The sequence below is a fragment of the Microbacterium sp. SL75 genome (assembly GCF_026625865.1).
Taxonomy (GTDB): domain Bacteria; phylum Actinomycetota; class Actinomycetes; order Actinomycetales; family Microbacteriaceae; genus Microbacterium.
In genome coordinates this window covers 1,830,237-1,842,451 of sequence record NZ_CP113067.1, presented here as the reverse complement: position 1 = coordinate 1,842,451, position 12,215 = coordinate 1,830,237, and the positions used below count along the sequence as shown (strand labels likewise).

Genomic DNA, 12,215 nt, shown 5'->3' with positions numbered 1-12,215 from the left:
CGCGATCGTTCAGAATGTGTGTCATGACCCTTCCGCGCAGTGGACCCGTCCGCAGCGAGGCGGCACGCCTGGCGATCCTCGACGCGGCCGTCGCACTGTTCGTCGAGCGCGGCTACGACCACCTCACGATCGAGGGCATCGCTCGACGTGCGGGCGTGGGCAAACAGACCATCTACCGGTGGTGGGCGAGCAAGGGCGACGTCATCGCCGAGGCCATCCTCGAGGGGCGCATCCTCGGCGGTCAGCGAGAGCTGCCCGACACGGGCGACCCCCGAACCGATCTCGCCGCCTGGCTGACGGACCTCTTCACCCTGCGAGCGAGTCCCGACGGAGAAGGCTTGCTGCGATCTCTCGTGGCCGCCGCGGCGGGCAGCGCCGAGACCGGTCGACGGCTCCGGGCCGAGATCCTCGCCGCCCCGCTCACCGAAAGCCTCTCGCGGGCCATGGGCGGCGTCACCGGCCCCCGACTGCACGCCGCCGCCGACGCCCTGCTCGGAGCCGTGATCCTGCGGGCTCTGAGCCGCGAGGAGTTCGACGCAGAAGACATGCTCACCCTCGTCGACGCCATCGTGGGCAGCGCTCCCCCGCACTGAGAGATCGGCCGGGTCGCGACATCCGGATACCACAACGGCGAAGCCGACGTCCAGACCGGGCGCGCACAGTCGCATGACGTACAATCGTGTTCAGCAAGGGGAGTACTCCCACCGCGACGTTCTCGTCAATACGGATCACGCCATCGTGAGCCCGGGACGTCGGCCCGTTTCCCGGGTGGAGGAGACCTTGGTGTCTTGTCGCACACCTACTCACCCTTGGAGGTCGCCATGGGCGTCACCCCTTTGATCTGGATCATCACGATCGCGATCACCATCGCGTTCTTCGTGTTCGAATTCTTCGCCCACGTCCGCAAGCCCCACGAGCCCTCGATCGCCGAGTCGGCCCGCTGGTCGGCTTTCTACATCGGCCTGGCCCTGCTGTTCGGCGTCGGGATCGGCGTGTTCTCCGGATGGACCTACGGCGGGGAGTACTTCGCCGGGTACCTGACTGAGAAGGCCCTCTCGATCGACAACCTCTTCGTGTTCCTGATCATCATGACGGGGTTCGCGGTGCCGAAGATCTACCAGCAGAAGGTGCTGATGATCGGCATCGTCATCGCGCTGATCATGCGCGGCGCGTTCATCGCGGTGGGCGCGGCGTTGATCGAGAACTTCTCCTGGATCTTCTACATCTTCGGTGCACTGCTGCTCTTCCTCGCCTACCGCCAGGCCTTCTCGCACGGCGAGAGCGACCCCGCCAACGGCAAGTTCATGCGCTTCGTCCGTCGCATCCTCCCCGTGAGCGAGGAGTACAACGACGACAAGCTGACCGTCCGCAAGAACGGAAAGCGCTTCGTCACCCCGATGCTGCTGGTCATCATCGCGATCGGCTTCATCGACCTCGTCTTCGCCGTCGACTCGATTCCGGCCATCTACGGCCTGACGAACGAGGCATACATCGTCTTCACCGCCAACGCCTTCGCACTCATGGGGCTGCGCCAGCTGTACTTCCTCATCGGCGGCCTGCTGGAGCGTCTCGTCTACCTCGCACAGGGCCTCGCCGTCATCCTGGCGTTCATCGGCGTGAAACTCGTCTTCCACGCTCTCCACGTCAACGAGCTGCCCTTCGTCAACGGCGGGCAACCGCTGCTGTGGGTTCCGGAGATCCCCATCTGGTTCTCGTTGCTGTTCATCGCGGGAACGGTGGCCGTGGCGACGTTCCTCAGCCTCCGCAAGACCCGCAACGACGACAAGAAGAAGGATCGCGAGACCTTCGACGGCGAGAAGGTCATCCACGCCCCCGAGGACTGACGTCCGAACGAAGGGCCCGCGGCGACGGCCGCGGGCCCTTCGTCGTTCCTGCCGCATCCCCGCGGTGAGCGCAACCCCGGCGATCGGCGGGCACCGCCGCTCTACCGTGGCCGACATGACGCGATTCGGCTACACCCTCATGACCGAGCAGAGCGGCCCCAAAGCCCTCGTCGACTACGCCGTCGGCGCGGAACGCGCCGGCTACGACTTCCTCGTCTCGAGCGACCACTACTCCCCGTGGCTGACCAGCCAGGGCCACGCGCCTTACGCCTGGACCGTGCTCGGAGCGGTCGCGCAGGCCACCACCGATGTCGAGTTGATGACCTACGTCACCTGCCCGACGGTCCGGTATCACCCCGCCGTCGTCGCTCAGAAGGCCGCCACCCTGCAGCTGCTGTCCGACGGCCGCTTCACGCTGGGGCTCGGCTCGGGTGAGAACCTGAACGAGCACGTGGTGGGCGAGGGGTGGCCGGCCGTCCACGCGCGGCAGGACATGCTCGTCGAGGCGATCGAGATCATCCGTGCTCTGCACACCGGGGATCTGGTCACCTACGACGGCGAGTACTTCCGCGTCGACTCGGCTCGCGTGTGGGACGCCCCCGAGGGCGGCGTCCCGATCGGTGTCGCCGTCTCCGGCGAGCACTCGATCGCGCGCTTCGCCCCTCTCGGCGACCACCTCATCACCACCGAGCCCGACGGCGAGCTGATCCAGGGCTGGGACGAGCACCACGAGGGCGCGTCTCGCAAGATCGGTCAGATCCCCATCAGCTGGGACCCCGACAAGGAGACCGCGATCGCCCGAGCCCACGACCAGTTCCGATGGTTCGCGGGCGGGTGGGCCGTGAATGCCGATCTGCCCACGCCGGCCGGCTTCGCGGGCGCGTCGCAGTTCGTCCGGCCGGAAGATGTGGCCGAGTCCATCGCGTGCGGTCCCGACCTCGACGAGCTCGCCGAGAGCGTGCGTCCCTTCATCGACGCGGGCTTCACCGACATCGCCATCGTTCAGGTGGGTGACGCGCAGCAACAGCGTTTCGTCGACGAGATCGCCGCACCCCTGCTCGAGAAGCTTCGAGCTCTCTGATGGTTCGGGGTGCTCTCCACGCGCACCCCGAACTCACCGACGGCCGACGTATCCCGCCTCGGCGACCCATCGTTCGAGCTTCCACACGGGAAGACGGAAGATCCGCGCGACGGTGACGACCGAGTGGCCGGCCTCGGCGACGGCGGCCACCGCGAACTCGCGGAGCGAATCGAAATCACGCCCCGCGAGGATTCCCTCACGTAGATCCGAAAATGTGCGAGGTTCCCGCGGTGCGGCGGCAGCGCTCGGCGCGACGAGCACGTAGCGGGGACTCCCCTTCCCGCCCTGGCGGGACGCGGAAACGTGAACCCCCGAAGCTGCGGCTGACGGGGCCGGAGGCTGATCGGTATCCGATGCGTGCACGATGGTGGCGTCCGCTTCCGCGACCCACGGCGCCGGCGGAAGCGGGCCTCCCCCGATCTTCTGGGTCGACGGGATCGGTGCCGACTCGGGCGCGCTCGGCTGCGCGAGACCGACCAGCTCCGGCATATCGGCACCGGCCCTCGCTGTGGTCCATGAAGCGGCGGGGAGTTCGTCGCCCCACACCACCTCGCTCGGAACCACGTAGGGGCTCGGCGCGGGGACTTCGGAAGAGGCGGACATCCATGGCGCGGGCGGAAGCTCCCCGCCCCACGTCACCTCGTGCGACACGTCAGGACGGCTCGACTCATCGCGATCGAAGCCGCCTCGCGCGGTCTCGCCGAAAAGCTCCGAGAGTTCGATCTCGAAGGCCTCCGCGAGGGCCACGAGGGTCGCAAGCGATGCCGTCGAGCGCCCGGACTCGATCGCGCGTACGCGGGATTCCGAGATCCCCGCCTCGAACGACAGGGCGACGACGCTGAGATCGCGCTCGCGCCGCAGTTCGCGCACGCGATCGGCGAGCGCGTTCAGCACAGCATCGAGGCGGACGTCGGTGGTCACGTGGGTCATCGCTCCCCCGCGGGACGATCTGACGAGGTGTACGGCCCCCGTTCGGCGATCTGCGCGCCCCGAATGCTCGTTCCCTCGACGAGATACTGACGGCGGACCGGGGGACGTGCGTCCCCCGCGCCGAGCGCTTCTGCCGACACCGTTCTCCCCCTCGGACGTAGATACGTCGACTCGTGTCCGGGGGAGACACTGAACACTATCGCGTCCGGCGCTCGCCCGACGGCCCGACCTGCCGAATAAGGTGGGCGCATGCGCCGCCCCTCGCTCCTCGCCGGGGTCATCACCGGGGTCGTGGCCCTCTCCTCCTGCTCGGCTGAGGTCCCCTCCGTCCCGCCCTCCGCCGCTCTCCCACCCCGAGTCGCGATCGACTACCAGCTGGGCGGCCCCTACGACCCGCCGGATTCCGTACAGATCGTGGTTCGCGACCCGCGGCGGGCTTCGACTTCGCCGTCGCCGAGGAATGCGCCGCTTTCGCGGAGTGCGACGCCTACACCGGGGTGTACGGCGACCAGGTCATCGATATCGAGTACGCCGATCGACTCCCGCGAACCTTCGCCGACGTGTGCGCGGATGCCGCGACCCCGGCTTCGACGGTCCTGCGCGATCGGAAGCTCTCGACGCCGACGGATCCCGACTACGTCTTCGCCGCGTGCGCGGATCGGTCGGGCTGACCGGCGGCTCTCACACGCCGGTCAGCCGCTCTCACACGCCGTCGCGCAGGTCGCGGAAGAACGTGTCGACGTGAGTGCGCAGCGCCTCCACCCGGCGGTCGCGAGCCGCAGCCGCATCGTGACCGAGGTAGGCCGGTGGATCCAGACGCCGCGCGTTGCGGGAGCATTCGAACCGCGCGCACACCAGGGTGCCGACGGTGTTCCCCGCGCGTCCGGCCTTGCCCGCCCGACGCGCGGAGAAGAACACGACGTCGTTCGGCAGCGTGACATCGGAACACCATGAGCACTGCGGTCGCGTGCGTGTGGGCTGCTCGGTCTGCCGAAGTTGCAGGCCGACGGGGCTTCCGTCGATCTCGGCGATCACGAAGCCGAGCAGCGGGGTCTTGGCGTCGCGCCAACCGAAGTAGTCGAGACGGTCCCACGCGGTGGCGTCGAGGTCGGCGGGAACGACGATCGAGCTGCGTTCGCGGAGCGAGACGTTCACGAAGCTGGATCGAATGGCGGAAGAAGAGAGAGCGTGCATGGGACGTCCAGTCGATGGGCCGCGGCGCGCGCGGCGGCGCGGCGACGAACGCGCGATCGGATCGCGCGGCGATGCGCCCGTCACGAAGAGGACGAGCGAGGAGGGCGCTCACCCGGCAGAGCGGGGCACCCGCGCCGGTCACCCGGCGAGGAAGACGGCCTGGACAGTGCCTGTGCCGTCGGCGCTCCACACGCCGACGACCCCCTCACGCCCGGAGGGCATCGACGAGGTGATGGGGGACATGGCCCCAGGATACGCCGATCAGGCGCGAAACGCTGCCGAACCGAGCACACGCTCGACGGCCATCTCGAGGACGACGCGGTCGGGGTTGGGGCGCGGCTGGCGGTAGCGCGCCGCGTACAGCTCGACCGCGTGCGCCACGGCATCCGGATCATCGCTCACCCGAGCAGCGCCCTCGAAGCTGATCCACTGCGCGCCGTCGACAGAGCAGATCGAGGCGCGGCCGCTGCGCTCGGCATTGACGAACTTCTGCGTCCCGCGCGATCCGATCACCCGGACGACACCGTCCTCGTAGGTGAACCCGACGGGCACCGCGTGCACGCGACCCGAGCGCCCCACGGTCGACAGGGTGGCCAGGTGGTACTCGCGGAGGAAGGAGAGGGCGTCGTCGGTCAGCACTGTTCCAGGGTGCCACGTCCGACGAGGTCGGCGACCGTCTTGTCGGCGGCATCCCATCGTCGAATCCCGACGGCCCGGCCCGAGATGTCTCTCCCGCCGTTGTCCGCGAGGACACCCAGCGCCTCGCCCATGCGCTCCAGCGGAACCCGCCGAGCCAGGGTGACATGCGCGGTCCACGCGCCCGGCACCGTGTGGTCGACGTCGGCACCGGGTCCGGCGAGCTCGTGGATGCGGGTGTGCAGAGCCAGCAGCGCCGGCGAGGGTACGACCGTGCGAGCGATGACACGATGCCGTCCCGCACCGAAGAGCACCGGGGCACCGAGCACCAGCGAGAGGGGGAAGATCTCTTGCAGGACGGCAGCGTCGAACGGTGCCAGTGCGGATCGGACGAGCAACGTCACGTGGGGCCGGTTGCTCTCTCCCCGATGCCGCGCCTGGCTCGGCAGGTCCGCGGCGAGCAGGGCATCCCACTCCGCGCGGACGGCGGCGTCGGTCTCGTCATCGAAGACGAGCTCGAGGCTGACGACGTCCGTCATCGAGGAGTCACCGGGTCGACCACCACGCGGCCGCCACGAGCAGCGGCTGGAAGAACAGCCGCCCGAAGCGCTTCTTATCGGTGTCGAGCCCGAACGCCGAGCGTCCCTTCCGCCATTGATCGATGTTGCCGGGGAAGATGGCCACGAAGAAAGCCGCGAGCGCAGCACCGATGCGGCGCCGCTCTTTGGGAAGGACCAGCAGCGATAGTCCGAATGCGGCCTCCACGACCCCGGATGCCACGACCACGGCGTCGCGATCGAGAGGACCTTTCTCCACGAGAGCGTCGGGCACCTGCGCCTGGAAGTCCCGACGCGCGAAGGTCAGGTGTGAGACACCGGCGAACATCATCGCCAGGGCGAGAGCCCAGCGCACAACAGATTTCATGGACTCACCGTAGGGTGCCCGTCTGTCGCACAGGTCGGGCTTGACGGCACCCGCGACGGACGTCCCGCCCGGCCATCGCCGACCGCTACGACACACGTCCCGATTGCGCAACCCCAGGCCTCCCACGTCGCGCGGCGATTGACTGTCACCAGACGAAGGAGGTGCACCGTGACCATGACCGACCCCGCGACCCGCGAGAGCCGGGAGCAGGATCTGGACGCCCTCCTCGTCCGCGCGGCGATGGGCGACTGCGATGCTTTCGTGGAGTTCTACGACGCGACGGCACCGCGGATCTATGCGGTGCTGTTGTCGCTGACGGGTGTCGCGGGGATCGCTGACACTCTGCTCGAGGGGATCTACGTCGAAGCGTGGGAACGCATGCGAGGGCGAACCGCTCCCCCGTGCCCGGGCGTCGAGTGGGTGTCGTCGATCGCCCACCGGCACGCGCGAGCGCACCGCTGAGATCTCGACGATTCAGCGCGCGTCGGAGATGACGGCCTCGGTGATGTCGTCGAGCTCGAGAGTCAGGCCTCCGGAAGAGTTCGCGGAATTCGCGAGCGAGTGAAGGAGCGCCGGGTCGAGGACCTCGGCTTCCGCGGAGGCGAAGACGAATCGCAGCGGAATGGACGGCTGTATCCACAGGGTGCTCCGGCCGGTCGGTTCACCGGAGGGATGCCGCCATGACATCGTGAAGCTCTCCCCGCGCCGCAGCTTGGTCGCGACGACGACTTTGATGTGAGCGAGGATGCGGTCGGGCATGCGGATCGGACTCGCGGAAGACCCGTAGAACAGTGAGCCCATCGGCCTCTCCTTCCCGGGTGCGTCCTGCCGGAAATGATACGAGATCACGACCGTCGTGCATATGAACCGAGAAAGAAGTCTCTACGCGACCCCAGATTGTTGGACTCGAGCCGGAATAAGCCGGTCGGCTGGAATCTCGGCAACCTAACTAGAATGCTCAGACGGGGCCCAACCCCGAGGAGACCTATGACGCTCGAGACCGAACACGATCACGCGAAGACGGCAGCGCGCGCGGTAGAACGGCTCCGCTTGGCGGAAGCGCGGCTTGCTCGTCGCCGGCAGTCCGATTGCGGCCCCAGCGAGAACGCCCGCGCGGCGATGAGGCTCATCCTGGAACGCGCGGATGCCGGGGGAAGCCTGACTCCGACCGAGATCGCGCAGTCCTTGGGCATCTCCACAGCGTCGGTGACAGGAATGCTCGACCGCCTGCGCGCGGGCGGCCTCGTCGACTTCGTCGCCAACCCGTCGGACCGCCGGAGCAAGTTCGTCGTCCCGTTCGATCGCGACACAGACCCGGATGCGATCGACCCTGTGACAGCCCGCGTCCGCGAGTTCGCCCTGGGACTGCCCAGCGACACCGCCGACCAGATCGCCGCATTCCTTGACCGTGTCCGAGAGGTCGTCGACGCCGAATGCGCCTGAGTCGGCTCAGCCCGACGACGTCAGGACGGACTCGGGGTCGGGCTCGGCCGTGACGCTGAGTCCTTGCGGGGAGCTGGCTTCGTCCATGAGGTCCTCGATCCACCGACGATTCAGCTGCGGCGCACGACTGCCGTAGAAGTGAAAGACGAGCGGGATGGACGGAGAGATCCAGAGCGTACGCGTGCCGCTGCCGTCGCCCATCGGGAAGTGGAACATGAACGACTCGCCTCTACGCAGCTTGTTCATGAAGACCATGCGTAGGTGGGAGAGCGTCCGATCTTCGATATCGAATGAATGACCCGCGGTGTTGTAAACCAGTTTTCCCACGAAGTGAGTCTATATCGCTTCACCCGATTAACTACCTCGACCCCGGCGGGTGCCACCTCGACTAGAGTTCCGAACGTGGCGAGATCATCTCGGCCGAAGCGGCCCCGACGACGGCTCCCCCGCGCGCTTCTCGTCGCTGGCGCAGTCGTCGCGATCGTGGCGGTCATCGCGGGAATCGGCGTCGTCGGAAGCCTGGTGACCACTCTCTTCCAGACTCTGTCGGCGAAACCACCGGCCGTCGACACCCGGATCGTCGCACCGAACGAGTCCAAGGCCGCCCAGGCTGCTCGCTCGGGCGGCGGGGACGCCGACGAGGTCGCCGCCGCGCAGTGGCTCTCCTTGCAGCCCACCACCTACTGGCTCACCCCCGAGATCGACCCCGTCGACGAGGTGTGGGACCGCATCGCACACCTCGCAGCGGAGGCTCGCGATCAGAAGGCGTCGCTCTCGATAGCGGTCTACGGGCTGCCCGACCGTGACTGCGGAAACCACTCGGCCGGAGGCCTCGACCCCTCGTCGTACGCGCAATGGACGAAACGCATCGGCGATGCCCTGCGCAACGCGTCGGACCTCCAGAAGATCGTGGTGCTCGAGCCCGACAGCATCGCTTTGTCCTCCTCGTGCGGGTCCGTGAGCGATCGCGCCGGGTACTTGCAGCAAGCTGTCGAGAACATCCGTGGCACCAACACGTGGGTCTACATCGACGGCGGCCACTCCGCCTGGCACCCTGCCGCTGAAATGGCGGGGCTCATCCGGGCGATGGGGATTCTGCCCGAAGTGCGCGGCGTCGCCCTGAACGTCTCGAACTACCAGGACACTGCCGCCGAGTTCGCCTACGCGCACGCCCTGTCCGATCTTCTCGGAGGCACTCACGCCGTGATCGACACCTCGCGCAACGGCGCAGGACCGGCGGGCTCGGAATGGTGCAATCCCTCCGACCGCCTGGTCGGCAGCCCGGGCGGCTCGTACGGCGACGACGTCGTCGACACCAACCTATGGATCAAGCCTGCAGGCGAGAGCGACGGCGAGTGCAACGGCGGTCCCGCCGCGGGCGTGTGGTGGCCTGCCGCGGCAGCGGAACTGACACGCGAACAGCGCTGAGCTCCGAGTCGACCGCGTCGCAGCCGCGATGTGTGCCAAAATTGCGCTCGTCGCGCTGCGACGCCGCGACTCGGGGAAGAACGCGGGCACGGTCCCGTGCGAAGCCGGAAGAGTGGGTGACATGAGCGACAGCACCGAGATGCTGAAAACAGCCGTGATCGTGGAAGACGATCCCGATATCCGCCACCTGCTTGTCGAAGTGCTCGAGTCTGCGGGGTTCTCGACCGTCTCCGTCGGCAACGGCATCGACGGGGTTCGCGCCGTCATCGCGTATCAGCCGCTGATCACCACGCTGGACGTCAACATGCCGGGCATCGACGGCTTCGAAGCCGCGCGTCGGATTCGTCAGAAGAGCGACACCTACATCATCATGCTCACCGGTCTCGAAGAAGAGGCCGACGTCGTGCTCGGCCTCGGCGCCGGCGCCGACGAGTACGTCGTGAAACCGTTCCGCCCCCGCGAGCTTCGCGCGCGCATCGAAGCGCTGCTCCGCCGCCCCCGCGCCGGGGAGTCCGCCGTTTCCTCGGCCCCCCGCCAAGACAGCGTGGGCCCGTCCTTCCCCGCCGGGCGCCCTGAGGCACCCGTCGCACCGCAGGCGGCGAACGCCCCTTCCACGGCGGCCGTCATCGTGCCGTCCTCCCAGGGCCCGGAGCCGCGCGAGGCGGCGCCGGGTGGCGAGATCGTCCCCCGCTCGGCGGCCGGAGAACTCACGCCCACCGGTGGCGCCTGGGTGGCTCACCGAGATCTGCTGCTCGATCCCGACAGCCGCCTCGTGCGCGTCGGCGGGGAGGAGCTGGAACTCACCCGCACGGAGTTCGACCTGCTCGCGACCCTGATGGAGTCCAAGCGGCGGGTGCGCAGCAAGGCCGACCTCACTCTGGTCCTGCGCGGCGAGTCGTACGTGACGAGCTACTTCGTCGGAGAAGCCGACAAGCGGGCGATCGAGGCGCACATGACAAACCTGCGCCGCAAGCTCGGCGACAACCCGGCCAACCCGCGTTACATCGAAACGGTACGTGGGGTGGGCTATCGCCTCACCTCGGAGTTGCTCTCCACTCCCTGACGCCCCGCACACATGACGGATGCCTCGACCCTCCCCAGGGCCGAGGCATCCGTGTTTCTGATGCGTTCGGGCGTATCAGATCTTGCGTCCGTCAGACCTTGAAGCCGTGGTGGCGACGGACGAGCTTGGAGAACATGAGGAGCGTCTGAAGAACGGTCACGACGCCGACGATGGGCCAACCGATCCACAGGATCGACGACTGCACCATGGGGCCGACCATGACCCAGATCACCGCGAGGGCGATGGCGACGGCGATGAGCACGACCATCGGCGTCCAGTGTCCGAGTCCCCCACCGCGCTCGGCCTTGGCCTGCATCGCCCAGTTGTCGACCTTCTTGCGCGAGAGGAATCGGGTCCACGAGCGGACGAAGTGACTGATACGGATCCACATGAAGATCTCCGCGGGGAAGAACAGCACCGCGAACAGGACGTCTGTGCGGTCGACGTTCTTCATCGTGCGGGCGATGCGGAGGTTCAGCAGCATGGCGATCACCGGCGGGATGAGCCACATCGGCGAGAAGACGAAGGCGTGGATCGTCAGCGACCCGGCGAGAAGGGTCAGGAAGGCCACGCGGACGAAGAGGTTCGTGAGCATGCCGAAGTTCTCGAACCAACGCAGACGGAGGTTCGGGTGGAACGGTTGCCCCTTGGTGTCGCCGCGCTGTCCGGGCCACATCAGCTCGATGGCGCCATAGGTCCACTTCACCTGCTGGGCGTCGTAACCGGAGAGCGTGGTCATGCCGCCCACATCGGCGCGAGCGTACGGGCTGATCTTGGTCAAGTAGCCCGCGCTCTTGATCTGCAGGGACAGCAGGGAGTCCTCGACCTCGGAGTCCTTCACCCACGGGGTGCTCTGGTGGTTCTGTTTCATCGCGTCGCGCAGGGCGTTGGTGGAGAAGATCGAGAACTGACCGCCGAGCACCGCCATGTTGCGACCGCGCAGCATGTTCTGCAGGTTGAACGCCGCGAACTGCGTGCGCTGGCCGGCGGTGAGGAACCGGGCGACGAGGCCCTTGATGGGCTTGTCGTCGATCGTGTAGATCGCAGAGATACCGCCGATGCGGGAGTCGGAGATCGCCTCGGTCTCGAGGTACTCGACGGCCTTGCTGTCGGCGATGGTGTCTCCGTCGACGCCGAGGAGATAGTCGTACCCCTCGACGAGGGAGTACCCGTAGTTGAGCGCGCCGACCTTCTTGTCGGGGTTCTTGCCGATGTCGTGGACGAAGACCTCGGTGAACTGCTCCCCGAGCTCGGTGCTCAGCTCGTGCGGGCCGCTGTACTCCGAAGCGATCTTCACCGTGGCGTCGGAGGTGTTGTTGACGACCACGTGGATGACGTCCGGCACGCGGGTCTGAGCGAGCAACGCCTCGATGACGTCGGCGATCGACTCTTCCTCGTTGTAGGCGGGGATGACGCAACCGATCGTGGAACGGTGCACCGACGTGTTCTCGAGCACCGCGGCGAAGTCATCGGCGAAGCCGTGCTCGCCGGCGGCTCCCAGCGCGCCCGGGTGCATATCGAAGTCCCGGGCGTGGGGGGTGAAGCTGCGCGCATCGGTCATGGCGGTGTCTTCCTGTCGGTTCTCGCGGCGTATCGGCCGAGTTCCACTCTGGTAGGTTCGCCGCAAGACGACCGATGCACACGACCACCGTCCCCGCAAGATTTCCGCAAG

At 67.5% G+C, this 12,215-nt stretch carries 15 protein-coding genes and 1 pseudogene; 8 read left to right on the top strand and 8 right to left on the bottom strand.

What is annotated here, in order from left to right:
* Positions 1 to 23: 23 nt before the first annotated feature.
* The 3 genes from OVA17_RS08600 to OVA17_RS08590 all read left to right on the top strand — a co-directional run bounded on the left by OVA17_RS08600 (position 24) and on the right by OVA17_RS08590 (position 2,925).
* Complete coding sequence (locus tag OVA17_RS08600; protein ID WP_210072319.1) at positions 24 to 593, top strand: TetR/AcrR family transcriptional regulator; 570 nt, start codon at positions 24 to 26, stop codon at positions 591 to 593.
* 228 nt (positions 594 to 821) lie between these two features.
* Complete coding sequence (locus tag OVA17_RS08595; RefSeq protein WP_267786139.1) at positions 822 to 1,844, top strand: TerC family protein; 1,023 nt, start codon at positions 822 to 824, stop codon at positions 1,842 to 1,844.
* Positions 1,845 to 1,959: 115 nt separating this feature from the next.
* Positions 1,960 to 2,925, top strand: coding sequence for an LLM class F420-dependent oxidoreductase (locus OVA17_RS08590; protein WP_267786138.1), 966 nt, complete (start codon positions 1,960 to 1,962; stop codon positions 2,923 to 2,925).
* A gap of 33 nt (positions 2,926 to 2,958) precedes the next feature.
* Here the strand turns inward: OVA17_RS08590 and OVA17_RS08585 are convergent, their stop codons facing one another.
* Positions 2,959 to 3,846, bottom strand: a complete 888-nt coding sequence (locus tag OVA17_RS08585; protein ID WP_267786137.1) for a helix-turn-helix domain-containing protein — start codon at positions 3,844 to 3,846, stop codon at positions 2,959 to 2,961.
* A 449-nt stretch (positions 3,847 to 4,295) separates the two neighbouring features.
* Between OVA17_RS08585 and OVA17_RS08580 the strand changes: the two are divergent.
* A pseudogene (locus OVA17_RS08580) lies at positions 4,296 to 4,526 on the top strand (endo alpha-1,4 polygalactosaminidase); the annotation flags it as partial.
* Positions 4,527 to 4,557: 31 nt separating this feature from the next.
* Here OVA17_RS08580 and OVA17_RS08575 read toward each other — a convergent pair.
* From OVA17_RS08575 to OVA17_RS08560, 4 genes are all read right to left on the bottom strand, one after another.
* The gene (locus OVA17_RS08575; protein WP_210072324.1) at positions 4,558 to 5,049 is read right to left on the bottom strand and encodes an FBP domain-containing protein; all 492 of its coding nucleotides are present in this window, start codon (positions 5,047 to 5,049) and stop codon (positions 4,558 to 4,560) included.
* A 261-nt stretch (positions 5,050 to 5,310) separates the two neighbouring features.
* On the bottom strand, positions 5,311 to 5,688 hold the full coding sequence (locus OVA17_RS08570) for a PPOX class F420-dependent oxidoreductase (protein WP_307458703.1): 378 nt from the start codon (positions 5,686 to 5,688) through the stop codon (positions 5,311 to 5,313).
* Positions 5,682 to 6,224 carry a 2'-5' RNA ligase family protein gene (locus OVA17_RS08565; RefSeq protein WP_267786134.1) on the bottom strand — a complete coding sequence of 181 codons (543 nt, stop codon included), beginning with the start codon at positions 6,222 to 6,224 and terminating at the stop codon, positions 5,682 to 5,684. Before OVA17_RS08565 ends, OVA17_RS08570 begins: the two co-directional genes overlap by 7 nt.
* 7 nt (positions 6,225 to 6,231) lie before the next feature.
* Positions 6,232 to 6,609, bottom strand: coding sequence for a hypothetical protein (locus OVA17_RS08560; protein ID WP_267786133.1), 378 nt, complete (start codon positions 6,607 to 6,609; stop codon positions 6,232 to 6,234).
* Between the two features lie 168 nt (positions 6,610 to 6,777).
* On the opposite strand from OVA17_RS08560, the gene OVA17_RS08555 reads away from it, so the two are divergent.
* Positions 6,778 to 7,071, top strand: a complete 294-nt coding sequence (locus tag OVA17_RS08555) for a hypothetical protein (RefSeq protein WP_210072328.1) — start codon at positions 6,778 to 6,780, stop codon at positions 7,069 to 7,071.
* 12 nt (positions 7,072 to 7,083) lie between these two features.
* Here the strand turns inward: OVA17_RS08555 and OVA17_RS08550 are convergent, their stop codons facing one another.
* Complete coding sequence (locus OVA17_RS08550) at positions 7,084 to 7,410, bottom strand: hypothetical protein (RefSeq protein WP_267786132.1); 327 nt, start codon at positions 7,408 to 7,410, stop codon at positions 7,084 to 7,086.
* Positions 7,411 to 7,596: 186 nt separating this feature from the next.
* On the opposite strand from OVA17_RS08550, the gene OVA17_RS08545 reads away from it, so the two are divergent.
* Positions 7,597 to 8,052 (top strand): MarR family transcriptional regulator, encoded by a 456-nt coding sequence (locus OVA17_RS08545; RefSeq protein ID WP_267786131.1) that lies wholly within the window; start codon positions 7,597 to 7,599, stop codon positions 8,050 to 8,052.
* Positions 8,053 to 8,058: 6 nt separating this feature from the next.
* On the opposite strand, the gene OVA17_RS08540 is transcribed toward OVA17_RS08545, so the two are convergent.
* On the bottom strand, positions 8,059 to 8,379 hold the full coding sequence (locus OVA17_RS08540) for an ATP-dependent DNA ligase (protein ID WP_210072331.1): 321 nt from the start codon (positions 8,377 to 8,379) through the stop codon (positions 8,059 to 8,061).
* 75 nt (positions 8,380 to 8,454) lie between these two features.
* Here OVA17_RS08540 and OVA17_RS08535 point away from each other — a divergent pair, with 75 nt between their 5' ends.
* Both OVA17_RS08535 and OVA17_RS08530 read left to right on the top strand, forming a co-directional pair.
* Positions 8,455 to 9,480 (top strand): glycoside hydrolase family 6 protein, encoded by a 1,026-nt coding sequence (locus tag OVA17_RS08535; RefSeq protein WP_267786130.1) that lies wholly within the window; start codon positions 8,455 to 8,457, stop codon positions 9,478 to 9,480.
* Positions 9,481 to 9,601: 121 nt separating this feature from the next.
* Positions 9,602 to 10,543: a response regulator transcription factor gene (locus OVA17_RS08530; protein ID WP_267786129.1), complete on the top strand. Its 942-nt coding sequence runs from the start codon at positions 9,602 to 9,604 to the stop codon at positions 10,541 to 10,543.
* Between the two features lie 91 nt (positions 10,544 to 10,634).
* On the opposite strand, the gene OVA17_RS08525 is transcribed toward OVA17_RS08530, so the two are convergent.
* Positions 10,635 to 12,104, bottom strand: a complete 1,470-nt coding sequence (locus OVA17_RS08525; protein WP_267786128.1) for a glycosyltransferase family 2 protein — start codon at positions 12,102 to 12,104, stop codon at positions 10,635 to 10,637.
* Positions 12,105 to 12,215: the final 111 nt, after the last annotated feature.

Bases quoted from the DNA above. Each gene is read 5' to 3' on its own strand.
- OVA17_RS08525 (WP_267786128.1), bottom strand. From the start codon at position 12,104: ATGACCGATGCGCGCAGCTTCACCCCCCACGCCCGGGACTTCGATATG.
- OVA17_RS08560 (WP_267786133.1), bottom strand. From the start codon at position 6,609: ATGAAATCTGTTGTGCGCTGGGCTCTCGCCCTGGCGATGATGTTCGCC.
- OVA17_RS08545 (WP_267786131.1), top strand. From the start codon at position 7,597: ATGACGCTCGAGACCGAACACGATCACGCGAAGACGGCAGCGCGCGCG.
- OVA17_RS08575 (WP_210072324.1), bottom strand. From the start codon at position 5,049: ATGCACGCTCTCTCTTCTTCCGCCATTCGATCCAGCTTCGTGAACGTC.
- OVA17_RS08530 (WP_267786129.1), top strand. From the start codon at position 9,602: ATGAGCGACAGCACCGAGATGCTGAAAACAGCCGTGATCGTGGAAGAC.
- OVA17_RS08565 (WP_267786134.1), bottom strand. From the start codon at position 6,224: ATGACGGACGTCGTCAGCCTCGAGCTCGTCTTCGATGACGAGACCGAC.
- OVA17_RS08595 (WP_267786139.1), top strand. From the start codon at position 822: ATGGGCGTCACCCCTTTGATCTGGATCATCACGATCGCGATCACCATC.
- OVA17_RS08550 (WP_267786132.1), bottom strand. From the start codon at position 7,410: ATGGGCTCACTGTTCTACGGGTCTTCCGCGAGTCCGATCCGCATGCCC.
- OVA17_RS08590 (WP_267786138.1), top strand. From the start codon at position 1,960: ATGACGCGATTCGGCTACACCCTCATGACCGAGCAGAGCGGCCCCAAA.
- OVA17_RS08600 (WP_210072319.1), top strand. From the start codon at position 24: ATGACCCTTCCGCGCAGTGGACCCGTCCGCAGCGAGGCGGCACGCCTG.